Below are 21,563 nucleotides of genomic sequence, written 5' to 3' on the forward strand. Positions count from 1 at the left end.
TCGATGCACCGGTTCCACGTCAGGAGGCTATAAGTACCGGAATTCGATACTTTTTGCGGGATTTCGCAGACTCAGAGCGCCTGGAGATCGCTGCGCGTGAAGGGTCGCTCGATGCCTGCCAGCCGAATGGCCATGGCTTCGAGCACCCCCTGTGTCGCCGCGGGCCGGCCCGGCGACAGGAACAGCAAGGGCAGCAGCAGCCCGCCCAGCCAGGCGACCCAGGGCAGACGCGGCGGCGCGCGGCGACGTGCCAGCCAGAGAAAGCAGAGGCTGACCGCCATGCCCAGCAACAGGCCGGCCACCACCTCGGACACCGAGTGCGCATGCAGGGCCAGCCGCGACATGCCGATGGCCGCACCCAGGCACCAGCCGGCGCCCACCGCGAGGGCGCGGGTGCGTGGCGAGCCGCGTGCGCTGGCCAGCCACAGCAGCACCGACCACACGCTGGTGCCGATCGCCGTGTGGCCGCTGAAGCCGGTGAAGTCCCAGCGTGCACTGCCGATGCCCCAGCCCATGAAGGCCAGCTTGCTCAGCAGGATCAGGCCGCCGCCCGCGCCGAAGGCCAGGCACCATGCGAAAGCGGCCCGGCGTCCGTCGCGTGAGACCCACAGCCCCAGCGCGAGCAGCAGGGACAGCGGCAGCATCAGCGCGCTGTCGCCCAGCCAGGTGAAGGCGCGCCAGGCGTCCGCGGGAACGGTGTCGAGCAAGCCCGCCATCAAGCCGAAAGCAGCCCGCTCACGCGCGACTGAAGCAGTTCGGGCGTCGTCTCCCGCGCGGCCACCACCGTGCCCACGTGCAGGCCGACCCGGCTGAACAGGCCGCGCCGGAAGGGCTGCACCATCGCCACGTTCTTGCCCTCGCGCACTTCGACGCGGCTGAAGAAGGAGCCCCAGAGGTTGGTCAGCGCCATCGGGATCACCGGCGGCTCGACGCCCGCGGCGCGCGCCCCGGCGAGGATCTTCATGATGCCGCCCTTGAAGGGCTGCAACGTGCCGTCGCTGGTGATCGCGCCCTCGGGGAAGATGGCCAGCAGGTCGCCTTCGCGCAGCACCTCGACGGCCTGTGCGAACGCGCGCTCGTAGGCGGCCGGATCGTCCTTCTGCGACGCGATCGGAATCGCCTTGGCCAGCCGGAACAGCCAGCCCAGCACCGGCACGCGGAAGATCCGGTGGTCCATGATGAAACGGATCGGCCGCGGGCTCGCCGCCATCAGCAGCACCGCGTCGATGAAGCTCACGTGGTTGCACACCAGCACGGCGGCTCCCTCGGCCGGGATGTGCTCCTCGCCCCGGAGATCGAAGCGGTAGATGAAGCGCGACAGCACCCAGGCCACGAAGCGCAGCAGGTACTCGGGCACCAGCATGAAGATGTAGAAGGCCACCAGCGCATTGGCGATGCCGGTGAACAGGAAGATCTGCGGGATGGTGAAGCCGGCCCCGAGCAACGCACCGGCGATCACCGAACTGGCGATCATGAACAAGGCATTGAGGATGTTGTTGGCCGCGATGATGCGAGCCCGGTGCGTGGGCTGGCTGCGCAGCTGGATCAGCGCATACATCGGCACGCTGTAGAGCCCGGCGAACAGCGACAAGAGCCCGAGGTCGGCCATCACGCGCCAGTGCGCGGACTGCGCGAGGAAGGCGCCCAGGCCCATCTCGGGGCCGGCCGGCAGGCCGCGCGAGGCGAAGTACAGGTCGATCGCGAACACGCTCATGCCGATCGCGCCCAGCGGCACCAGGCCGATCTCGACCTGGCGCCGGCTCAACGTCTCGCACAGCAGCGAGCCGATGCCGATGCCGACCGAGAACACCACCAGCAGCAGCGAGGCGACCTGCTCGTTGCCGTGCAGCACCTCCTTGGCGAAGCTGGGGAACTGGCTCAGGAAGACCGCGCCGAAGAACCACATCCACGAGATGCCCAGCAGCGAGCGGAACACCACGATGTTGCCGCGCGCCAGCTTCAGGTTGCGCCAGGTTTCGCTGAAGGGGTTCCAGTTGACGACCAGCTGCGGGTCGGTGGCCGGCGCCGTCGGGATCGCCTGTGCGACGCCGCGGCCGACCAGCGCCAGCAGCACGCAGGCCACGGCCACGCTCGTGTGGCCGATCTGGGGCAGCGCCACCAGCAGGCCGCCCGCCACCTGGCCCAGCAGGATGGCCACGAAGGTGCCCATCTCGACCATGCCGTTGCCGCCAGTGAGCTCGCGCGCCGCCAGCACCTGCGGCAGGTAGGCGAACTTGACCGGGCCGAAGAGCGTGGAGTGCAGCCCCATGAGAAACACGCAGGCCAGCAGCAGCACCGCATCGGCGCGGAAGAAGCCCCAGGCCGCAATCACCATGATCGCGATCTCGAGGTTCTTCACGAAGCGGATGATCTTCGTCTTGTCGTACTTGTCGGTGAGCTGGCCGGCCGTGGCCGAGAACAGCAGGAAGGGCAGGATGAACAGCGCGCCGATCACAAGGCCCGCCATGGCCGGCGGCATCCAGCTCAGTTGCAGCTGGTAGGTCACCATCACGGTGAAGGCGAACTTGAACAGGTTGTCGTTGGCCGCGCCCGCGAACTGCGTCCAGAAGAAGGGTGCGAAGCGCCGCTGCTTGAGCAGGGCGAACTGGTTGGCGTGGGCGTCGGATGCCATGGCGGGTGCTGTCATTCGAATGTCCCTGTCGGGCTCCTCAGGCCGTCAGGGCGGCTGCGCGTGGATTGTGCCGCAGGGGCCTGCCGCCATGCATGAAGCATCTGCAAGGCCGGCCATGCGGCGCAGGCCGCCGCGAGGTGCTTGAGGCTGTGGCCCGACACCCATTGGCCGGTGGCCTGGTAGATCACCTCGTCGCCGAGCTCCAGCAATTTGGCCAACCCGTAGCAGCAGATGACCAGCCCGAGCCGGAGGCCGAGCGCGCCCGGCACCGGCCGCAGCAGCGCCAGGCCGAGCACCAGCAACATGCCGCCGAACTGCAGCACGGCCCAGGGCAGCACGTCGCCGCGCAGGTGGCAGACCGCCAGCGCCCACCCGCCGGCCACGAGCATGGCGCAGGCCGCCGGCCAACCGGCACGCCGGCCGACGCGCTCGCCGACCGCCAGCCCGACCATGCCGGCAAACGCGACGGCCATGCCGAGGCGGTCGGCCGTGAGCCGCAAGGCATCGGGATGCAGGTGATAGAAGGCCGAGCCGGCGGCGGTGAAGACCAGGCCCGCGAAGAAGAGTTGCGCACAACGCCGCGGGCCGGCCTCGCCAGCCGGCGAGGCCTGGAGGCGGTGCAGCCGGACCAGGCCCCAGAGACCCAGCAGCGCGAACGGCAGGTTGCTCAGCACGTCCATCGCATGGGGCAGGCCCAGCCAGTGGCGGCCGTCGGCAAAGCCGGCGCCCGCCATCGGGTCCGGCAGCGCCGGCCCGAGAGCGGCCACGAGCACGCCCAGCAGCAGCACGGCCAGCAGCGCACGTTCGCGGCCGTCGAGCGCGGGGAAGAAGCGGCGAAAAGATCGGTTCATGGCTCGAATCTAGGCGTCTGCGGTGTTTTCCTGGCATCGAAAATCGATACGGTTCATCGATCGAGCCCATTCGGTATCGTCCTGTAATACCCTCTCACCCATGAGCACCACTGTCGATCTGGTTCAGGCCCTGAAGAACGAACTGAAGAACGCCCGCATGACCTATGCCGATCTGGCCCGGTCGCTGGGCATGGCGGAGTCCAGCGTGAAGCGCATGCTGGCCAAGTCCGACATGCCGCTGAGCCGGGTCGATGCGATCTGCCGCGCCCTCAAGATGGATTTTGCCGAGCTCGCGCGGCGTGTGGCCGACGCCCAGCCGCTGCTGCGCGAACTCACGCTCGAACAGGAAAAGGCGGTGGTGCGGGACAAGAAGCTGATCCTGGTCGCCATCAGCGTGCTGAGCCAGTGGACGCTGGAGCAGATCGTCGGCGCCTACCGCCTGAGCGAGGCCGAATGCATCACCTGCTTCGCCCAGCTCGACCGCATCGGCATCATCGAGCTGCGGCCGCTCAACCGTTACCGGCTCAAGCTGGCCAAGACCTTCCGCTGGCGCCCGCACGGGCCGGTGATGAACTTCTTCCGGGACAACGTCGTGCTCGACTACTACAGCGGCGGCTTCGACGGGCCGGCAGAGGGACTGCTGCTGGTGCATGGCTCGATCAGCCGGGCGCTGGCGCCGTCCTTCCTCGAACGGCTGCAACGCGTGGCGCAGGATTTCGCCCAGCAGCACCAGACCGATCAGAAGCTTTCGCCCGACGACCGGGAGGGCTACACCTTGCTGCTGGGCATGCGCAACTGGGAATTCGAGGCCTTCACCCGCCTGCGCCGCAATTGAAAATCGGCATGTGGCGCCGATGCCGCATGTTTCGATTCATATTCGACCTATATCGAATGCAGATTTATTTATTTTGTCAAGACGGGTAAACTCCTATTTCTGCAGAAAAGAGGGTCTCCGGCCCCACCGCACGCGCAAACTCCCATGAACGCCGAGGTGAACCGCCCAGCCGGTTCGACGACTGCCTCATTTCGATTCGCCGTCTGAAGAGCCATCGCCCCGCGCGATGCACCGAAGGAGCAAACCCGTTGCAAGGCGCAGCGGGCGAATCTCTCAGGTACCCAGGACAGAGGGAGCGGCAACCTGAACCCCGGACCTGGCCCGCACTGCGAAGTGCGGCGGTCCGCCGTTTGTGCCTTCCCACAAGGAATCGGACCATGCGCGTGATCGTTCTAGGCGGCGGTCTTCTCGGCGTCGCCTCGGCTTATTACCTCCAGCAGCTCGGCCATGAGGTCACGGTGATCGACCGTCATGCGGCACCTGCCGCCAAGGCCCGCGGCATGGCCAGCGCCCCCCTGCGCGCGCCGCCGGCGCCGCCGCCCGCGCGCAGCCTGTGCGGCACGGCAATCGACGGCCTGCGCCGCCGTCTGCGCCGCGTGTCCGGCTACCTGACCGGTGTGCGCCACCGGCCGGCCGCGCGCCTGGAGCACATGGTGCGCCTCGCCACCTACAGCCGGCAGACGGTGCACGAGCTGCGCAAGGAAGCCGGCGTGTCGCAGGACCTGCGCAGCGCCGGATGGATGCGCGTCTACACCGATGCCAAGGCCTTCGAGGCTCTCACGCACAACGTGGGCCGGCTGCAGGCGCTGGGCTGCTCGCTGCAGCTGCTGTCGCCCGATCAGGCCATCGGCATCGAACCCTCGCTCGATCATCTGCACGGCCAGCTCGCCGGCGCTGCGTACACCCACGAAGACATCTCGCGCGACCCGGCGGCGTTCGCGGCCAGCCTCGCCTTCATGTGCCGCGCCGCCGGCGTGCGCTTCCTGATGAACCACTCGGTGATCAAGCTGCATGCGCACGAGGGCCGCATCGATCAGGTGGAACTGGCCAATGCCGACGGCGAGCACAGCAGGCTGCGCGCCGATGCGTACGTGCTGGCGCTGGGCACGGGCAGCGTCCCCCACGCGCGGGCGCTGGGCATCGCCATGCCGCTGCGGCGGATGCGCGAGTACGTCATGGTGGTGCCGATCCAGGACATGGCACGGGCGCCGCAGGTAATGCTCAACGACCGGCAAGGCCGCCTGCGCATCCGGCGCATCGAGACCCCGGAGGGCGAACGGCTGCGCGTGTGCTGCATGGTTCGCCTCGCCACCGACGCGCAGGATCTCCCCGACTCGGCGCACTTCGCGCGCATGCTGGCGCGGGTCGAGACCCTGCTGCCGGGCGTGGTCGACCCTTCGCGCGCCGAGTTCTCCAGCACGCTGCACGCGCGCAGCGCCAGCGGCATGCCGCTGATCGGCCGCACGCCGCTGCGCAACCTGTTTCTCAACACGGCCCCTGGCGCGCAGGGCTGGGTCAACACCTGCGGCGCGGGCAAGTCGATCGCACGCATCGTGAGCGGGCTTTTGCCCGAGGTCGAATTCGCCTTCGCCAAGGGCTGAGCCCCGGGCGGGCTCAGTCGGCGACGAACACCGTCAACACGCCGGTGTAGCCGTACACGTGGTGCCGGGCGATCTCGCCGGCGGCGAAGAAGCCGGTCAGCGGCACATCGCCCAGCGCATGCCGCACGATCTGCATCTCCGCGCCTGGCGCACCGAAATGCGCGCCGCCGCGCCCCGAACAGCTCACATACACCGCGCCCGCGATGCGGCGCGCCGGATGCGGCGCGGCCTCGGCCTCGCCGGCCGCGACCGCGCGGGCCGTGGCCAGCGTCTGCTCCTCGGGCTCGAGCTCTTCGCGGATCTCGGCGCAGATGCGCATCAGGTCGGCACGCGCGGCCTGAGGGCTGCGCCGGCAGAAGCTCATGCGCATGCCGGCCTCGGCCGTGTCGGCGATCGCGATGCCGCGGCGCGTCGGGTCGAGGCCGATGATGTGGCGCACCAGCACGTCGGCGCCGAGGTCGCCGGTGCGGCGGATGCCGTCACTGCCGGCGTCGACCAGCCCGACCAGCGTGGCGCGCACCACCTCGATCGCCTCCTGCGGCGCCTCGAGCGAGATCTGCAGGTCGTTCAGCAGCACGTCGAGCGCGGGCTCGCCGTCGAGCTGAAGCAGCAGGTTGCCGTCGACCTCGGTGATCTCGCGCTCGCGCGACACCGGCTCGCAGCCCTGCGTGACGCGCGACACCAGCCGCACGCCTTCGCTGAACACCACGCCGGACATGCCGCCCGAGAACACGCCGCGGGCCGCGCCGTGGCCGCGGATGTTGCCGTTGCCGCCCAGTGCGAACTGCAGCGCCCCGCGGCGCCCCGACGACAGGCCGCCGAAGAGGTAGCCGGTGTCGGTGCGCCCGGCCATCTCGCCGACCAGCTCGGCCAGTTCCGGCGTGCCCGGGTCGGCATGCACCAGCGCCGTGTGCGCCTCGAAGCCGCTCATCTCCGAACTGCCCAGCGGCGCCACGCCGGAGAACACGCGGTACTGGTCGCTGGGCAGCGCGCACAGCATCACGCTCAGCGCCGGTTCGTCGAAGTACTCGGCATTGTTGGCCGCGACGCCGAAGCCCACGGTGCCCGACCAGTCGGTGATTTCGGGCAATTCGGCCCCGAGGTGGTCGAGGATGTCCTGCGCCTCGGCCGCATAGTGGTCGGTGATGTAGAGCAGGCCCAGCGTGGGGGCGGCGGCGTAGTCGGGCAGCGCCATCTGCGCGCGCAACTGCGCGAGCGCGAGGCCTGCCGCCATCCGCCATTGCGGATGGGTGGCGTGGCCGGTGGGAAAAAGCTTCATGCGCGCGGTCCGGGGTCCTGGAGAGAGAAAAGAAGGGATTCAGCCGCGCGCGCGCCGGGGCGCGGCTGCGGCGGGAGGTTTGGCCGCGGCCTTGCGCGGGGCGGTCTTGCGGGCGGGCGCCTTCCTGGTCGCCGGCTTCGCTGCGTGCGGCTGTGTCGGTGTCGCGCCCGGCATCTTGGCGTGGGCCGCCTCCTGCATCGCGGTGCTGGCGATCTGCTGGAATTGCTGCGTCAGCGCGTTCCACCACTGCAGCGGATCGACCACGCCTGGCGCCGCGGATGCTTTCTCGTCGGTGGCCTCGGCGGCGGGGGCGGGCGCCGGTTCAGGCGCAGGCGCAGGGGAAGGTGAAGCGACGGCCGACTCGGTCGCCGTCGCCGCCGGCCGGGTGAACACCTTGGCCAGGTCTTCCATCTGCACGTTCATGCCACGCAGCGTCGACAAGGTCATCTTCTGCACCTCGAGCGCCTGGATCGTCGCTTTCAACGCGTGGCCGTTCTGCTCGAGCCAGTACTGCACCGTCTTGAGCTCCTGGATGCGCTTTTCGAGTTCCTCGACGCTGAGCGTCGGCGCCACCCAGTTCGACAGGCTGGGCATGCCGGTGGCGGTGCCGCCACCGGAGGCTGCGTTGCCGGCCAGCCCCTTGAGAAAGTCGAAGCCGGGAACGAACTGACTGAAGGCAAAAGGGGAATTCGCGTCGCTCATGGCTGTCTCCGGCAGTGGTGGGCGCCAGCTTACCCCAGGCCGCTGGCGCGCGGCGGTCCCCCTCAGTGGCGGTGGGCCGGTGCCGCAGCACCGGCGGCGGCACCCGGAGCGACGCTGCGCACCGGCACGTTCAGCGCCAGCGTGCTCTTGGCGCCCTTGGCGTCCTCGAACTGCAGCGTGATCGGCAAGGTCGCGTCCTTGACGATGGGCTGCTTCAGGTCCATCAGCATCAGGTGATAGCCGCCCGGCTTGAGTTCGACCGTGCGGTGCGCAGGCAGCTCGACGCCGGACACGCCGCGCATGCGCATGGTGTCGCCCTCCATCTTCATTTCATGGACTTCGGCCACACCGGCGGCCGGCGTGGTCGCGCCGACCAGCTTGAGGCCTTCGTGGGCCGTGAGCTTCATGAAGGCGCCGGTGCCGCTTTGTCCAGGCACGGCGGCACGGACCCAGGCGTCCTGCACGTCGACCGGCGCGGCCGTCTGGGCCCAGGCCGAAACACTGGCTGCGATGGCGATGCAGGCTGCGGCGCTGCGAAAGGGGGTGATGAAAGTCATGCGGAAACTCCTTGGAGACAGGAAAACGTCGGGGGTCGAACGGGCGGCGGCGGTCTGCGGTGCAGGGCCTGCGGTGTCTCGCGCGAGCGGCAGGCACCGGCGCGGAAAAGACGGAAAAACGGATCAGGCGCGAAGCGGCGGCCCGCGGGCCGGCAGCGGCGCGGCGGCGAGCGCCACGCGCGTGGCCTCGACCGATCGCACCAGGCGTCCAATGGGCAGCAGCACCGGCCCCGGCCGCTGCGACGCGGCCTGCGGCGGCGCCCCGCCCGGCAGGCACAGCGGGCAGTCGATGTGGCTCGCGCCGACCTCCTGCAGGCCGTCGATCGTGTGAACCACCATCTTCACGGTGCCGACGCCGGAGCACACGAGTTCCAGCGCCTGCGATTGCACCAGCGGCGATGCCGCGGCCACACCGAGCGACAGCACGAAACCCCACAGCACGAAACGGCCGAGCACGCCGAGACGGCAGAGGCGAAGGACGTGGCGCAGGACGGCAGGCATGGAAGCGGCGATTATGGCGCCGGCACCTGCCGCGTCACGCGGAAGCCCCGGGCCGCCAGCACGGCCGGCAGGCCCTTCGGCCCGACCATGTGCAGCGCGCCAACCGCGGCGAATAGGCGGCGTCCCTGGTCATGCAGGCGAGCGATGCCGTCCGCCAGGCCGGGGTTGCGGTCGTCCAGCAGCCGCTTCAGCGCGCGCTCGTCAGCCGGCGTCTTCACGCAGTCGCACCAGCGGCGGTAGTCGGACAGCTTTTGCCAGTCGCTGGAAGCCCAGACCTCGGCGAGTTCGGCGCCGAGCGCGCTCGCCTGCCCGGACTCGAGTTCGTCGAGCATCTCGTCGACCTGCGCGATCTCGTCGGCCTCGCTGTCCCCCGCCAGCGCTCGCAATTGCGTGCGCGCATCCTCGAGCGCGACGATCGGCTTGGCCTGGCTGCGGGCGTGCAGGCCGAGGAAATGCTCGCTGCCCCATTCCGCGAACAGCCCCTGGTGGCGCACCGCGAGTCCGGCCAGCGTGCTGGCTTGCAGGATCGGCCGCAGGCGCGCCAGCGCATCGGCCGGCAGACAGGCGATCGCGATCTGGCGGTCGAGCCGGCGCTGGCGATCGGGCGTGAGGATGCGGGCCACGGCGGCGGCATCGAGCGGCGCGGCGAACACCGCCAGCGTGGCCGGGTCCGACAGGTCGAGTTCCAGCGCGATGACCTCGCTCTGCCGCAGCGCCGTGCCCACCTTCTTGCCGGGATGCACCCAGGCCGGCTTGCCCACATGCAGGGTGCCGTACAGCCACGAGGTGTGGCCGCCCTTCTCGAGGCGCCACAGGAAGCCCCGGTCCTGCGCCTGCTTCGAGGCGTTCTGCACCTCGTCCCATGAGGCCGTGGCCGCGGGCACGCAGACGGCCGGCGCATCTGCCGCCAGCGCCGCGCCGGCGATGCCGAAGACCAGCAGAGCGGCAGCCATCTGTCGGAAGAAGCGCCTGGCGCCTGGGCACCGAGGTGGCTGGAAATGGCGCTGCAGGCGCATGGTCTTCCCCGGGGGTCGAAGTATGGATCTGGTTACAAGGCGGCTATGCTGGCCCCATGCAGAGCATATTTCACCTCGCCTTCCACGTTCGCGACCTCGACGGTGCGCGCCGCTTCTACGGCGACGTGCTCGGCTGTACCGAAGGCCGCAGCACCGAGACCTGGGTCGACTTCGATTTCTTCGGTCACCAGCTCTCGCTGCACCTGGGCGAGCCCTTCGCCACCACGCGCACCGGGCGCGTCGGCGATGCGATGGTGCCGATGCCGCACTTCGGCATCGTGCTCGAACTGCCCGACTGGCGCGCGCTGGCTGGGCGCCTCGAAGCCGCCGGCACCGACTTCGTGCTGAAGCCGCAGGTGCGCTTCGAAGGGCAGCCGGGCGAACAATGGACCATGTTCTTCTGCGACCCCTTCGGCAACCCGATCGAGGTCAAGGGCTTCCGCTCCTTTGCCGCGCTCTACGACAAGTAGCCATGGCGCCCGAGACGACGATTCGCGACCTCAGGTCGCCGGCGCTGGAGAAATGAACGCATGAACGCACGCACGCAGATGGCCTGGATGTCGGTCCTGATGGGACTGGCAGGCGCCGCGCATGCGGTGCAGGACTGCGAGCTCAACGGCGCCCCGGTCAATCCTGCGAACGGCTACACCACGCAGGGCAAGACCGGCCTGATGCGCTGCAAGGACCGCGACAGCGGCGAACTGCAGCGCGAGCAGGAACTGCGCAACGGTGTCTTCATGGGCATCGTGCGCTACTACGACAAGGGCAAGCTGGCCAAGGAGCAGAGCGTCAACGCCAAGGGCAACCTGCACGGACGCGCACGCGAGCTCTATCCCGACGGCCGGGTGCTGCGCGAAGCGACCTACGACGACGGCCACGAACTCGGACTGGTGCGCAGCTTCCACCCCAACGGCCAGTTGCGTCGCCTGGCCTTCTACGCCGACCCCGGCGGCGAGCGCGCGGCGGCCGAGTTCAGCACCACCGGCCAGCTCTCGGCGTTGCGCTGCGCCGATCGGCCGGTGCTGGCGCCGGCATTCGACGATGCGCGCCTGTGCGGCTTCGTCGGACCCCAGCCCTCGCAGGTCGAGTTGTTCGACGCCAAGGGCGGCCTGCGCGCCCGGATGTCCTTCACGACGGGCAAGCGGGTGCGCAGCGAACGCCTCTACGACAACGGCAAGCCCGAGTCGGTGGACGAGCTCAGCGGCAACCAGCGCACCGAGCGGCGCTTCTCGTCCGAAGGCATCAAGCGCTACGAGCTGGTTTCGCTGATCGCCGAGCGCAGCGCGCTGAAACAGCACGAGAGCGAGTATTCCGAGAAGGGTTCGCTGGTGCGCGAGCAGCGTTGGACGCCCGCCGGCCTGGCGCTGAGCGACGACAGTTACTACCTCAACAGCCAGCCGCGCAGCAAGACCGTCTACAGCGGCGACGGCGCGGCGCGCGTGGCCGACATCACCGAGTTCCACGACAACGGCCAGCGCGCCGCGCAGGGCCGTTTCGGTGCCCCCGCGCCGCGCGGGCGGCTGATCGCGGTGGGCCTGCACCGGCGCTTCGACCTGCAGGGCCGCGTGATCAGCGAGTCCAACTACGACGACAAGGGGCGCGTCACGCGCGAGCGCACCTGGGACGCCAACGGCCAGCCCGACCGCGACGACGAAGTCTTCGAGGACGGCTCGCGCAAGGCCTACGCCAAGTAGCGCCGGCTTCGCGCGGACCGGCGTCGATTCAATCCAGCTTGACGCCCGCGGCCTTGATCACCGGGCCCCAGCGCCTGGCTTCCGCACGCGCCAGGCCGAAGAACTGCTCGGGCGTGCCGGGCATGGCTTCCATGCCGATGTCGGCAAAGCGCTTCTGCACCGCGGCGGTCGTGAAGGCCTTGTTGAGATCGCCGTTGAGCTTGCTCACCACGTTGGCCGGCAGGCCGGCCGGGCCCAGCAGGCCCTGGAACGCGAACACCTCGCTGTCGCGCACGCCCACCTCGGCCAGCGTCGGCACGTTGGGCAGCAGCTTGCTGCGCACGCCCGAGCCGATGGCCAGCACGCGCACCTTGTTGCTCTGCATGATCGGCAGGCCCGAGGCCAGGTCGAGGAACATGCACGGCACCTGGCCGCCCATCACGTCGGCCATCGCCGGCGCCGCGCCGCGGTAGGGGATGTGCGTGATGAAGGTGCCGGTGCGGTTCTTGAACAGCTCCATCGCCAGATGGTGCGGCGAGCCGTTGCCCGGCGACGCGTAATTCACCTTGCCGGGGTTGGCCTTCACGTAGGCCAGGAACTCCTTGAAGTCCTTGGCCGGGAAGTCGGGGTGCACCACCAAGGCGAGCGGGAACTTGCCGATCGCGCCGATGTAGCTGAAGTCCTTTTGCGGATTGAAGGGCAGCTTGCCGAACAGGTGCTCGTTGAAGGCCAGCACCGCATTGTCGGCCGACAGGATGGTGTAGCCGTCGGGCTTGCTCTTGGCCACCAGGTCGGCGCCGATGTTGGTGGCGGCGCCGGGGCGGTTGTCGATCACGATCTGCTGGCCCAGCGTCTGGCGCATGGCCTCGGACAGCGTGCGCGCGATGACGTCGGTGCCGCCGCCGGCCGGGTACGGCACGACCCACTTGATGATCTGTTCGGGATAGGCCGACTGCGCGCGAACGAAGGGCGCGGCCGCGACGGCGGCGCCCGATGCAAGCGTGGCCAGGAGGGTACGACGGTCCATGGATTCAATCTCCGTTTGTGTGTATGAGGGCAGACAGCGATGGTACGGGCAGGTCCCGCAGCGCGTGCGCCAGTGCATCGCTGCAGCGCGCTTCGTCGCCGACCTGTTCGAACAGCAGCAGGGTGAGCCGCGCCAGGAACAGCGACTCGCGTTCGGGTCCGGCTTCGGTGATGGCGCGCGCGCAGGCGGCGTAGAGGCGGTCGCGGGCTTCGGGATGCAAGGCGGTGCTCATGGCTGGCTTTCGGTTTCGATGGTGCACAGGGCGCGACGCAGGGCGGCCGTGAGCGCACCGGGGGGCACACGGCGCCAGCGTGCCGCGACATGCCCATCGGGACGCAGCAGGTAGGCCGCACCCTGCTGCGCGCCCAGGGCATCGAACAGCGCGGCATCGGCATCGAGGCGGCGCAGTTGCAGCCGCCCCCCCACGACCTGCTGCGCCTGCTCGAGCGCGGCTTCATCGACCGGATCGGCCACGCCTTCGGGCGCCAGCACCAGCAGCGTGAACGCCGACAGGTTCACGTCCACGCCACCGGACATCGCCTCGCCCGGCAACGGGCCCGAGGGCAAGGCATCGCCCGCGCTCGACAGCGCCGACGCCGCATAGCGCACCGCCTCGGTCTGGCGCGGATTCACGAGCTGTGCGATGTCACGGTGCGCCCCGGCCAGCGACAGCGCCGCCTCGCGCATCAGGTCGAAGCCGCGCGACGGCGGCGACATGAATTCGGTGCTGCGCATGGCGTTCTCGGCGTTGATGCGGAAGGCTTCGATGCGCTCCTGCGAGTAGCTGTCGAGCAGCGCCTCGCCCGCGACACCGTCCACCACCGCCGCCAGTTTCCAGGCCAGGTTGTCGGCGTCGTCGAAGCCCGAATTGAGCCCGCGCACGCCGAAGATCGGCATCGCATGCGCCGCGTTGCCCGCGAACAGGATGCGGCCATGGCGGTAGTCGGCCAGCGTCATCGCACCCGCGCGGTACACCGAAGACCACACGGTCTTCCACGGCAGGTGGCCTTCGCCGATCGCATCGAGGTGGCGCTGTACGAATTCGCGGATCGCCTCGGGCGTCATCGCGTCCTCGGTGCGCTGGCCGGCGCGCAACTGGTAGTCGATGCGCCAGATGTCGTCGGGCTGGCGGTGCATCAGCACGGTCGCGCCGCGGTGCCAGGGCGGATCGAACCAGGCGCGCCGCTCGGTCGGGTAGGTGCTCGGCAGTTCGATGTCGATGATCACGTAGCGGCCCTCGTAGGCCGCGCCTTCGAGCGACAGGCCGAGCGTCTTGCGCACGAAGCTCTGACCGCCGTCGCAGGCCGCGAGCCAGCGGCCCTGCAGCGTGTAGGCCGCGTCGCCGTGGCGCACGCCAAGCGTCACACCCTCGGCGTCCTGCGCGAGCGCGGTGACCTCGGTGGCCCAGCGGATGTCGATGAGCCCGGGCTGCCGCGCATTGCGGCGCTGGATCTCGTCGAGCAGGCTCTGCTCGATGTCGTACTGCGCGAGGTTCACCATCGGCGGCAGCGGTTGCCGCGCGTCCTGCGGCATCTCGAAGCGGAACACCTCGTCGGTCTTGTAGAAGCTGCGCCCGACCGACCACGGCAGGCCCTTGGCCAGGAAGCCCGGCAGCGCGCCCAGCCGTTCCATGATCTGCAGGCTGCGGCGCGACACGCAGATCGCGCGGCTGCCCACGCACACCGTGTCGTCCGCCTCGATCAGCACGCTGCGCACGCCATGGTTGGCCAGCCCGAGCGCGAGCGCCATGCCGACCGGCCCGCCGCCTGCGATCAGCACCGGATGCACGCCGGGTTCGCGCCCTTCTTGCAGCACAGGCGTGCGCGGCGCGTAGCGCGTGTAGTGGAAGCTGCCGACCGAGGGCGGCAGCGCGCCGTCGGCCGCGCGCGGCGGGACGGGGCCGCTGGCGGCATCGCCGGGACGCGAAGAAGGGGCAGTGGCTGCGGTGTTCATGCAAGGGGATTCTCCCGATGACATCGGTCGCGCGGTGTCGTAACTTCGTACGAGGCATTTACCCTAGTCTTCGGCCCCTTCCCTTCCCATGAAACGCTGGCGCGTCCCCTCGTCCGACCTGCCGATCGCGCCCGCTGTGATCTCCGACGTGCTTGCCGGCATCGGCACGCCGCAGCTCGCCGCCCACTGCCTCGCGGCCATGCAGCGCGTGCTGCCCGCGACCTTCTGCACGGTGTTCGCGGTCGGCGCGTCGGGCACGCTGGAGACGGTGTCGGCGGCCAGCAGCTACGGCAACACCGCCGAACGCACGGCCGCGCGCTACATCGCCGAGCGCTTCGACCGGCTCGATCCGCACATGGTGTGGCTGGCAGCGCGCGTGCGGCCGAAGCAGGCGCAGCGCTGGATCGGCCACCACCGCGGCGACGAACTCGAGGATGCGGTCTACCGCGCCGCCTGCTACGGCGAGGTCGGCATCCGCGAGCGCGCATCGGTGCTGCTGCTGTTGCCCACGGGCCAGCGCGCGGCCGTGAGCTTCTACCGCAGCCTGGCGCAGCCGGAGTTCGATGCCGGCGACTTCGCGCAGCTCGAAGCGCACGCCGCACTGCTGGCCGACGCGACCGCCGCGCACGGCCGCAGCGCCGTCGTCGCCCGCGAGACCGCCGACCCCGCGCTCGCGCCGCGCCTGCTCGCACTGAGCCAGCGCGAACGCGAAGTGGTCGGGCATCTGCTGGCCGGCCGCACGGCCAAGGCCACGGCATGCGAGATGGGCATCGCACTCACGACCGTGCGCACGCATCAGTACCGGGCGTTCCGACGGCTGGGGATCGGGTCGTTGAGGGATTTGCTGCGCAGCGGTGGCAGCCCCACATGAAGACGATCAGCCCTCGGCCGCCGCCTGGCTGCGCGCCAACGCCTGCGCCTTGAGCGCCTCCGCGGCCGCCCGCTCGCGCGCCCCCGGCGCCACGACCTCCTGGTCGATCGCGCCGAACAGCGAGCGGCCGTCCAGGCCCTTCATCTCGATGCGGATGGTGTCGCCGTAGCGCATGAACTCTGTGCTGGGCTGACCGTCTTGAATCGTCTCGATGCAGCGCTTCTCGGCGATGCACGAATAGCCCTTGGGCCAGTCCATGCCGCCGTCCTTGCGCTCGACGCCCTTGTTGCTCACGGTGCCGCTGCCGACGATGCTGCCGGCGCGCACGTTGCGCGTCTTGGCGATGTGGGCGATCAGCTGGCCGAAGTGGAAGGTCATCTCCTCGCCCGCGTCGCACAGGCCGACCTTGCGGCCGTTCCAGGTGCTTTGCAGCGGCAGGTGGACGCGGCCGTCGCGCCAGGCCTCGCCGATCTCGTCGAGCGTCACGGCGACCGGGCTGAAGGCGGTGGCCGGCTTGCTCTGGAAGAAGCCGAAGCCCTTGGCGAGTTCGGCCGGGATCAGGTTGCGCAGGCTCACGTCGTTGACCAGCATCACCAGGCGGATGCCGTCGAGCGCCTGCTCGGGCGAAGCGCCCATGCGCACGTCGCCGGTCACGACCGCGATCTCGGCCTCGAAGTCGATGCCCATGGCTTCGCTGGGCACCACCACGTCGTCGGTCGGGCCGATGAAGTCGTCGCTGCCGCCCTGGTACATCAGCGGGTCGGTGTAGAAGCTCTCGGGCACCTCGGCGTTGCGCGCCTTGCGCACCAGCTCGACGTGGTTGATGTAGGCCGAGCCGTCGGCCCACTGGTAGGCGCGCGGCAGCGGCGCCATGCACTGGGCCGGGTCGAAGGGGAAGGCGTGGCGGGCGCGGCCGTTGTTGAGCTCGTCGTACAGGTCCTGCAGCTGCGGGCTCAGGAAGCCCCAGTCGTCGAGCACCTGCTGCAGGCGGCTGGCGATGCCGGTGGCGTAGTGGGCGAGCGAGAGATCACGCGAGACGACGACGAGCTGGCCGTCGCGCGAGCCGTCCTTGAGGGTGGCGAGTTTCATGGTGGCGGCGGGCCCGGGTGCGGCCTCGCTACTAAACTGGTGGAACGGCGGCAGTGTACCGAGGTGAACCTCCGGCGCGCCGACCGGTCCATACCTGATGACGCTGATGCCGACGTCCGCCCCCTTCCCCGCCGCCGGCCCCATGCCGGCCGAGCGCACCGCATGGCGCACGCCATTGCTGGTGAGCGCCGTGGTGGCGGCCGCGCATCTGGCCCTGCTGGGCGCCATTCCGCTGGGCAACACATCGGACGCGCCGACGCCGGCCGAGCGCTTCATCACCCGCACGATCGTGATCGCGCCGCCCCCCGTGGCGGAGGCGCCGAAGCCCGTCCCGGCCCCTGTCCCTGCGCCACCGCCCGCAGCACCCCGCCCCAAGCCGGCGAAGCCGCGTCCGGCGCCCGCAGCGGCACCCGTGCCGCAGGCGATCAAGGCAGAACCCGAGCCCGGGCCGGAGGCGCCTGCCGCCCCGGCCGCGCCCGGCAATTCAGCGGCTCCCGCGAGCGACACGAGTTCGGCTGCGGCCAGTGCCGCACCGGAGCCACCGCCCCCGCCTCCCCCTCCGCCCGCCGAGGTCCCGCCGCCGCTGGCCATTCCCGGTGCGGTCCGGCTCAAGTTCGCCGTCACCGGCCAACAAGGCGTGGCCCCGTTGAGCGGCGTCTTCGGCGAACTCAGCTGGCAGCAGGATGGCCAGGCCTACGAGGCGCGGCTGTCGCTGAGCTTCCTGTTCAAGACCCTGCGCACCCAGCAGAGCACTGGCCGCATCGGGCCCGCGGGCATCGCACCTGACCGTTTTTCCGACACCCGCAAGACCGAGGTGGCCTCGCATTTCGTGCGCGACCAGGGCCAGATCGTGTTCAGCAACAACGCGCCCAGCGTGCCGCTGATGCCGGGCGCGCAGGACCGCCTGAGCGTGATCCTGCAGCTCGGCGCGCTGCTCGCTGGCGACCCGGCACGCTACCCGACCGACGGCGCGATCGCGGTGCAGACCGCGGGGCCGCGCGATGCCGACATCTGGATCTTCAAGATCGGCGAGGAGGAATACCTGCGGCTGCCGGGCGGCGACTTCATCGCCCGCAAGCTCACGCGCAACCCGCGCTACCCCTACGACGACAAGGTCGAACTCTGGCTGGCGCCCGCGCTGGGCTTTTTGCCGGTGCGGATTCTGCTGACCCAGCCCAACGGCGACTTCGCCGACATGCGTTTGCGCGAACGGCTCGCCCCGGCGGCGGCGAACTGAATCCCACAATGGCTTGGCCAGAAGAAAAACGCGTCGGTCTTGAAACTGGCGCGTTAAATGCTATCTAACCTTCCATGAACGCCATCGACATCCTCACGGGATCCGCCATGAACATGCTTTACGACTCGGAGTCCTTCGTCGTCGTGCACGTGCAGCCCACCGAGGACGACGCCCCGGTCGCGCCGCATGTGCCGGTGCTGGCGCGTCATGGTTTCGAGATCGTCGACAAGCGCTCCGGCAAGGAGGTCTACCTCGACGGCTCCTGGGCCGAGCTGTTCCAGCAGCAGATCACCGCCTGGCAGCTCAACACGCCGACGCAGGAAGAGGTCGAGGACACGCTCGAAGGCTACGCCGAACTCGCGCAGAACCCGGTGCTGGTCCACTGAGCCCGACGCGGCGTCAGCGCCGCTCGTAGAGCCAGCCGTACATCGGCCCGACCAGCAGCAGCACGGCCACCAGCCGGCAGACCTGGAAGGCCGTCACCACCGGCACGCCCAGCTGCAGCACCTTGGCCGTGATCGACATCTCGGCGATGCCGCCGGGCGACGTGCCGAGGATCATGGTGGCCGGATGCAGGCCCGTGCCCCACGCCAGCAGGAACGCGAAGCCTGCACACACCGCGATCAGCACCAGCGTGCCGCAGGCCACGCTCAGCAGCCAGCGCGGCGCGGTGTGCAGGAACTCGCGGCTGAAGCGCACGCCCAGGCTCACCGCGATCACCAATTGCGCACCGTTCGACAGCCATGGCGGCACGGCCGACAGCTGCACGCCGCTCACGGTGAAACCGATCGCCACCAGCAAGGGCCCGATGAACCACGGGTTGTTGCGACCGGTGGCGCGCATCAGCAAGGCGCCGGCACCGGTGGCCAGTGCCAGCAACGCCAACCCACCCCACTGCACGTCGCGCACCGAGGGCGGGTTGATTTCCAGGCCCTGCAGTCCGCTCCACTGCATCGCGAAGGGAATGGCGATGGTCACGATCACCAGTCGCAGGCTGTGCGCCGCGGCCACCAGATCGGTGCGCGCGCCCACCTTCTCGGCCATCAGCGTCATCTCCGACGCACCGCCGATCGCACCGGAAAAGTAAGCGGTGGCTCTCATGGAGCGCTTGGGCACGTAGGGCATCCGGGGCCCGTGTCCGCGTTCGAGCCAGAGGCCGAACAGCCCGCCCGCGAGCAAGGCCCAGACGATGGCCAACGCAATCGCCCACCAGATGCTCGCCACCAGCGCGACCACGTGCGGCGTGAAATAAAGGCCCAGCGCGCCGCCGATCACCCATTGCCCGGTGTTGCGCAGCACCGTGGCGCTGGCGGTCGGCGCATTGGCGATCGACGCGAGCGACACGGCCAGCAACGGGCCGATCATCCAGGGCAGGGGCGTGTGCAGCGCGAGGCAGACGCCCGCGGCGGCGAGCGCGAGCAGCAGCGTGGCAACCACGCGCAGCGGAAAACGGAAGGAAGCGGGCAAAGGTAGGCGACAGGAGATGGCGGCCGGGCGCCGCACGCCACGCGTAGTATCGCCCGATGCCTGTCCGCCTTTCCTTCGTCCGGCATTGCGCCGTCCTCCTGAGCGCTGTCGTGGCGCTGTCCGCCTGCACCCTCTTCCCGCCCGCCGACGACGCGCCGGTGGACCGCAAGGTGGCCGCGCTGCTGCCTGTCGATGCCTTGCTGCTCGGCGAACAGCACGACGCCGCCGAGCACCATGCGATCGAACGCGAGACGGTCGAGGCGCTGGCCTCGCGTGGGCGGCTGGCCACGCTCGCGCTGGAGATGGCCGAGGCAGGCAACGACACCACCCATCTGCCCGCCAGCGCCGACGACGCCCAGGTGCAGACGGCGCTGCGATGGAACGACAAGGCCTGGCCCTGGGCTGCCTACGGGCCGGCGGTGATGGCGGCCGTGCGGGCCGGCGTGCCGGTGATCGGCGCCAACCTGCCGCGTGGGCGCATGAAGGATGCGATGGCCGACGTGTCGCTCGACGCGCAGTTGAGCGACGCGGCCCGCGCGGCCCAGCGCGAGGCGGTGCGCAGCGGTCATTGCGGCCTGCTGCCCGAATCGCAGATCGGGCCCATGACGCGCATCCAGATCGCCCGCGACCGCGCGATGGCGCAGGCGGTGATCAAGGCGCGCCAGCCCGGCCGGACGGTGCTGCTGATCGCCGGTGCCGGCCATGTGCTGCGGCCGCTGGGTGTGCCGCAGCACCTGCCGAGCGACTTCAAGGTGGCGAGCGTGCGGCTGCTCGCGGCGGCCACGGCCGATGACGACCGCAGCTACGACGCCACCTGGCGCACGCCGCCCCTGCCCGAGAAGGACTACTGCGCGGGCGTCAAGGCACCCGCGCGTCCTTGAAAGGAAAGTCTCAGGCCGCCTTGCGGATCGCGTCGGCCAGCGTGTTGACCAGCGTGTCGATGTGCGACTTCTCGACGATGTACGGCGGCGCGATCACCACCACGTCGCCCGCCGGGCGCACCAGCGCGCCCTTGTGGAAGCAGTCGACGAAGATGTCGTAGGCGCGCTTGCCCGGGGCGCCGGCGATCGGCGCCAGCTCCACGGCCGCTGCCAGGCCCAGGCTGCGGATGCCGATCACGTTGGGCAGGCCCTTGAACGCGCTGTGGAAGGCATCGCCCAGCACCTGGCTCATCTCGCCGGCCCGCGCGAACAGGTTCTCCTGCTTGAACAGATCGAGCGTGGCGATGGCCGCGGCGGCCGCCACCGGATGGCCCGAGTAGGTGTAGCCGTGGAAGAACTCGACCACGTGCTCGGGCGCGTCGGTCTTCATCATCGCGTCGTACAGCTTGTCGCGGCAGATCACACCGCCCATCGGGATCACGCCGTTGGTCACGCACTTGGCGAAGTTCAGCATGTCAGGCACGACGCCGTAGTAGTCGGCGCCGAAGTGGGTGCCCATGCGGCCGAAGCCCGTGATGACCTCGTCGAAGATCAGCAGGATGCCGTGCTTGTCGCAGATCTCGCGCAGGCGCTTGAGGTAGCCCTGCGGCGGCAGGTACCAGCCCGCTGAACCGGCCACCGGCTCGACGATGATCGCGGCCACGTTGCTCGCGTCGTGCAGCGGCAGAATGCGCTGCTCGAGTTCGAGCAACGGGTCCTCGGCCCAGACCGGTTCCTGGTTGTGGATGTAGGCGTGGTTCACCGGGTCGTGGATGAAGCGCATGTGGTCCACGCGCGGCAGGAAGGCCGAACCGAACACCTTGCGGTTGCCCGGGATGCCGCCCACCGACATGCCGCCGAAGCCCACGCCGTGGTAGCCCTTCTCGCGCCCGATGAACACGTTGCGATGGCCTTCGCCGCGCGCGCGGTGGTAGGCCAGCGCCACCTTCATCGAGGTGTCGGCCGCCTCGGAGCCCGAATTGCAGAACAGCACCTTGTTGAGGTCGCCCGGGGCCAGCGCCGCGATCATCTCGGCCGCCTTGAACGCCTTGTCGTTGCTGATCTGGAAGGCGGTGGCGTAGTCGAGCGTGTCGAGCTGCTTCTTGATCGCCTCGTTGATCGGCTTGCGGTTGTGGCCGGCGCCCACGCACCACAGCGAGGAGATGCCGTCGATCACCTTGCGGCCGTCGTGGGTGGTGAATTCCATGCCGTCGGCGGCCACGAAGACCCGCGGGTCCTTCTGGAAGGCGCGGTTGGGGGTGAAGGGCAACCACTGGTTGTCCATGTTGAAATCGTTCTGAGCCATGGTCACTCCTGCTGAGGCGTGCGTGAGAAGGAAAAGCACATTCTGG

22 protein-coding genes and 1 riboswitch are annotated in these 21,563 nt (G+C 69.7%); of the genes, 8 read left to right on the top strand and 14 right to left on the bottom strand.

The genetic code is table 11. The features are described 5' to 3' along the window. Positions 1-71: 71 nt before the first annotated feature. The 3 genes from ACSFBC_RS21740 to ACSFBC_RS21750 are packed head-to-tail and all read right to left on the bottom strand — an operon-like array spanning position 72 to position 3,483. Positions 72-707, bottom strand: a complete 636-nt coding sequence (locus ACSFBC_RS21740; RefSeq protein WP_435512426.1) for a phosphatase PAP2 family protein — start codon at positions 705-707, stop codon at positions 72-74. Between the two features lie 8 nt (positions 708-715). Beyond that, entirely contained in the window at positions 716-2,632 is a 1,917-nt protein-coding gene (locus ACSFBC_RS21745) for an MFS transporter (RefSeq protein ID WP_435512427.1), read from the bottom strand. A gap of 11 nt (positions 2,633-2,643) precedes the next feature. Further along, positions 2,644-3,483: a hypothetical protein gene (locus ACSFBC_RS21750; protein WP_435512428.1), complete on the bottom strand. Its 840-nt coding sequence runs from the start codon at positions 3,481-3,483 to the stop codon at positions 2,644-2,646. A gap of 100 nt (positions 3,484-3,583) precedes the next feature. On the opposite strand from ACSFBC_RS21750, the gene ACSFBC_RS21755 reads away from it, so the two are divergent. After that, a complete protein-coding gene (locus tag ACSFBC_RS21755) occupies positions 3,584-4,318 on the top strand; it encodes a helix-turn-helix domain-containing protein (RefSeq protein ID WP_435512429.1) in 735 nt (244 codons plus the stop codon). Between the two features lie 193 nt (positions 4,319-4,511). Beyond that, positions 4,512-4,618, top strand: a riboswitch (glycine riboswitch). 77 nt (positions 4,619-4,695) lie between these two features. Further along, positions 4,696-5,919 carry an FAD-dependent oxidoreductase gene (locus ACSFBC_RS21760; RefSeq protein WP_435512430.1) on the top strand — a complete coding sequence of 408 codons (1,224 nt, stop codon included), beginning with the start codon at positions 4,696-4,698 and terminating at the stop codon, positions 5,917-5,919. Positions 5,920-5,932: 13 nt separating this feature from the next. On the opposite strand, the gene ACSFBC_RS21765 is transcribed toward ACSFBC_RS21760, so the two are convergent. The 5 genes from ACSFBC_RS21765 to ACSFBC_RS21785 form a co-directional block, all read right to left on the bottom strand. Next, a complete protein-coding gene (locus ACSFBC_RS21765) occupies positions 5,933-7,198 on the bottom strand; it encodes an FIST signal transduction protein (RefSeq protein ID WP_435512431.1) in 1,266 nt (421 codons plus the stop codon). A gap of 39 nt (positions 7,199-7,237) precedes the next feature. After that, positions 7,238-7,900 (bottom strand): PhaM family polyhydroxyalkanoate granule multifunctional regulatory protein, encoded by a 663-nt coding sequence (locus ACSFBC_RS21770; protein WP_435512432.1) that lies wholly within the window; start codon positions 7,898-7,900, stop codon positions 7,238-7,240. Between the two features lie 62 nt (positions 7,901-7,962). Further along, positions 7,963-8,457 (bottom strand): copper chaperone PCu(A)C, encoded by a 495-nt coding sequence (locus ACSFBC_RS21775; protein ID WP_435512433.1) that lies wholly within the window; start codon positions 8,455-8,457, stop codon positions 7,963-7,965. Between the two features lie 123 nt (positions 8,458-8,580). Then, entirely contained in the window at positions 8,581-8,958 is a 378-nt protein-coding gene (locus tag ACSFBC_RS21780; RefSeq protein ID WP_435512434.1) for a DUF2946 family protein, read from the bottom strand. A gap of 11 nt (positions 8,959-8,969) precedes the next feature. After that, the gene (locus ACSFBC_RS21785) at positions 8,970-9,911 is read right to left on the bottom strand and encodes a TraB/GumN family protein (protein WP_435512435.1); all 942 of its coding nucleotides are present in this window, start codon (positions 9,909-9,911) and stop codon (positions 8,970-8,972) included. Positions 9,912-10,030: 119 nt separating this feature from the next. Between ACSFBC_RS21785 and ACSFBC_RS21790 the strand changes: the two genes are divergently transcribed. Continuing rightward, a complete protein-coding gene (locus tag ACSFBC_RS21790; protein ID WP_435512436.1) occupies positions 10,031-10,444 on the top strand; it encodes a VOC family protein in 414 nt (137 codons plus the stop codon). Positions 10,445-10,504: 60 nt separating this feature from the next. Beyond that, positions 10,505-11,668 carry a toxin-antitoxin system YwqK family antitoxin gene (locus ACSFBC_RS21795; RefSeq protein ID WP_435512437.1) on the top strand — a complete coding sequence of 388 codons (1,164 nt, stop codon included), beginning with the start codon at positions 10,505-10,507 and terminating at the stop codon, positions 11,666-11,668. A gap of 28 nt (positions 11,669-11,696) precedes the next feature. Here the strand turns inward: ACSFBC_RS21795 and ACSFBC_RS21800 are convergent, their stop codons facing one another. From ACSFBC_RS21800 to ACSFBC_RS21810, 3 genes are read right to left on the bottom strand one after another with little or no spacing between them, the layout of a single operon-like run. Then, positions 11,697-12,674 carry a Bug family tripartite tricarboxylate transporter substrate binding protein gene (locus ACSFBC_RS21800; RefSeq protein WP_435512438.1) on the bottom strand — a complete coding sequence of 326 codons (978 nt, stop codon included), beginning with the start codon at positions 12,672-12,674 and terminating at the stop codon, positions 11,697-11,699. A 4-nt stretch (positions 12,675-12,678) separates the two neighbouring features. After that, positions 12,679-12,906, bottom strand: coding sequence for a hypothetical protein (locus tag ACSFBC_RS21805; RefSeq protein WP_435512439.1), 228 nt, complete (start codon positions 12,904-12,906; stop codon positions 12,679-12,681). Next, positions 12,903-14,627 carry an FAD-dependent monooxygenase gene (locus ACSFBC_RS21810; protein ID WP_435512440.1) on the bottom strand — a complete coding sequence of 575 codons (1,725 nt, stop codon included), beginning with the start codon at positions 14,625-14,627 and terminating at the stop codon, positions 12,903-12,905. The genes ACSFBC_RS21805 and ACSFBC_RS21810 overlap by 4 nt, the downstream gene beginning before the upstream one ends. An 88-nt stretch (positions 14,628-14,715) precedes the next feature. Between ACSFBC_RS21810 and ACSFBC_RS21815 the strand changes: the two genes are divergently transcribed. Continuing rightward, positions 14,716-15,498 (top strand): helix-turn-helix transcriptional regulator, encoded by a 783-nt coding sequence (locus ACSFBC_RS21815; protein WP_435512441.1) that lies wholly within the window; start codon positions 14,716-14,718, stop codon positions 15,496-15,498. 6 nt (positions 15,499-15,504) lie between these two features. Here the strand turns inward: ACSFBC_RS21815 and ACSFBC_RS21820 are convergent, their stop codons facing one another. Beyond that, the gene (locus tag ACSFBC_RS21820) at positions 15,505-16,587 is read right to left on the bottom strand and encodes a fumarylacetoacetate hydrolase family protein (protein WP_435512442.1); all 1,083 of its coding nucleotides are present in this window, start codon (positions 16,585-16,587) and stop codon (positions 15,505-15,507) included. A gap of 106 nt (positions 16,588-16,693) precedes the next feature. Here ACSFBC_RS21820 and ACSFBC_RS21825 point away from each other — a divergent pair, with 106 nt between their 5' ends. After that, positions 16,694-17,824 (top strand): DUF3108 domain-containing protein, encoded by a 1,131-nt coding sequence (locus ACSFBC_RS21825; protein ID WP_435512443.1) that lies wholly within the window; start codon positions 16,694-16,696, stop codon positions 17,822-17,824. Between the two features lie 107 nt (positions 17,825-17,931). Beyond that, positions 17,932-18,210 (top strand): BTH_I0359 family protein, encoded by a 279-nt coding sequence (locus ACSFBC_RS21830; RefSeq protein WP_435512701.1) that lies wholly within the window; start codon positions 17,932-17,934, stop codon positions 18,208-18,210. A gap of 13 nt (positions 18,211-18,223) precedes the next feature. On the opposite strand, the gene ACSFBC_RS21835 is transcribed toward ACSFBC_RS21830, so the two are convergent. Next, complete coding sequence (locus ACSFBC_RS21835; protein WP_435512444.1) at positions 18,224-19,291, bottom strand: AbrB family transcriptional regulator; 1,068 nt, start codon at positions 19,289-19,291, stop codon at positions 18,224-18,226. Between the two features lie 56 nt (positions 19,292-19,347). On the opposite strand from ACSFBC_RS21835, the gene ACSFBC_RS21840 reads away from it, so the two are divergent. After that, complete coding sequence (locus ACSFBC_RS21840; protein ID WP_435512445.1) at positions 19,348-20,172, top strand: ChaN family lipoprotein; 825 nt, start codon at positions 19,348-19,350, stop codon at positions 20,170-20,172. Positions 20,173-20,182: 10 nt separating this feature from the next. Here ACSFBC_RS21840 and aptA read toward each other — a convergent pair whose 3' ends face one another. Then, positions 20,183-21,517: an omega-aminotransferase AptA gene (aptA, locus tag ACSFBC_RS21845; RefSeq protein ID WP_435512446.1), complete on the bottom strand. Its 1,335-nt coding sequence runs from the start codon at positions 21,515-21,517 to the stop codon at positions 20,183-20,185. Positions 21,518-21,563: the final 46 nt, after the last annotated feature.

It is taken from the genome of Variovorax frigidus, assembly GCF_051216515.1.
Taxonomy (GTDB): domain Bacteria; phylum Pseudomonadota; class Gammaproteobacteria; order Burkholderiales; family Burkholderiaceae_C; genus Variovorax.

Bases quoted from the DNA above. Each gene is read 5' to 3' on its own strand.
- ACSFBC_RS21815 (WP_435512441.1), top strand. From the start codon at position 14,716: ATGAAACGCTGGCGCGTCCCCTCGTCCGACCTGCCGATCGCGCCCGCT.
- ACSFBC_RS21825 (WP_435512443.1), top strand. From the start codon at position 16,694: ATGCCGACGTCCGCCCCCTTCCCCGCCGCCGGCCCCATGCCGGCCGAG.
- ACSFBC_RS21820 (WP_435512442.1), bottom strand. From the start codon at position 16,587: ATGAAACTCGCCACCCTCAAGGACGGCTCGCGCGACGGCCAGCTCGTC.
- aptA (WP_435512446.1), bottom strand. From the start codon at position 21,517: ATGGCTCAGAACGATTTCAACATGGACAACCAGTGGTTGCCCTTCACC.
- ACSFBC_RS21790 (WP_435512436.1), top strand. From the start codon at position 10,031: ATGCAGAGCATATTTCACCTCGCCTTCCACGTTCGCGACCTCGACGGT.
- ACSFBC_RS21830 (WP_435512701.1), top strand. From the start codon at position 17,932: ATGAACATGCTTTACGACTCGGAGTCCTTCGTCGTCGTGCACGTGCAG.
- ACSFBC_RS21775 (WP_435512433.1), bottom strand. From the start codon at position 8,457: ATGACTTTCATCACCCCCTTTCGCAGCGCCGCAGCCTGCATCGCCATC.
- ACSFBC_RS21770 (WP_435512432.1), bottom strand. From the start codon at position 7,900: ATGAGCGACGCGAATTCCCCTTTTGCCTTCAGTCAGTTCGTTCCCGGC.
- ACSFBC_RS21840 (WP_435512445.1), top strand. From the start codon at position 19,348: ATGCCTGTCCGCCTTTCCTTCGTCCGGCATTGCGCCGTCCTCCTGAGC.
- ACSFBC_RS21810 (WP_435512440.1), bottom strand. From the start codon at position 14,627: ATGAACACCGCAGCCACTGCCCCTTCTTCGCGTCCCGGCGATGCCGCC.
- ACSFBC_RS21785 (WP_435512435.1), bottom strand. From the start codon at position 9,911: ATGGCTGCCGCTCTGCTGGTCTTCGGCATCGCCGGCGCGGCGCTGGCG.
- ACSFBC_RS21745 (WP_435512427.1), bottom strand. From the start codon at position 2,632: ATGGCATCCGACGCCCACGCCAACCAGTTCGCCCTGCTCAAGCAGCGG.
- ACSFBC_RS21805 (WP_435512439.1), bottom strand. From the start codon at position 12,906: ATGAGCACCGCCTTGCATCCCGAAGCCCGCGACCGCCTCTACGCCGCC.
- ACSFBC_RS21780 (WP_435512434.1), bottom strand. From the start codon at position 8,958: ATGCCTGCCGTCCTGCGCCACGTCCTTCGCCTCTGCCGTCTCGGCGTG.
- ACSFBC_RS21755 (WP_435512429.1), top strand. From the start codon at position 3,584: ATGAGCACCACTGTCGATCTGGTTCAGGCCCTGAAGAACGAACTGAAG.
- ACSFBC_RS21795 (WP_435512437.1), top strand. From the start codon at position 10,505: ATGAACGCACGCACGCAGATGGCCTGGATGTCGGTCCTGATGGGACTG.
- ACSFBC_RS21750 (WP_435512428.1), bottom strand. From the start codon at position 3,483: ATGAACCGATCTTTTCGCCGCTTCTTCCCCGCGCTCGACGGCCGCGAA.
- ACSFBC_RS21760 (WP_435512430.1), top strand. From the start codon at position 4,696: ATGCGCGTGATCGTTCTAGGCGGCGGTCTTCTCGGCGTCGCCTCGGCT.
- ACSFBC_RS21800 (WP_435512438.1), bottom strand. From the start codon at position 12,674: ATGGACCGTCGTACCCTCCTGGCCACGCTTGCATCGGGCGCCGCCGTC.
- ACSFBC_RS21765 (WP_435512431.1), bottom strand. From the start codon at position 7,198: ATGAAGCTTTTTCCCACCGGCCACGCCACCCATCCGCAATGGCGGATG.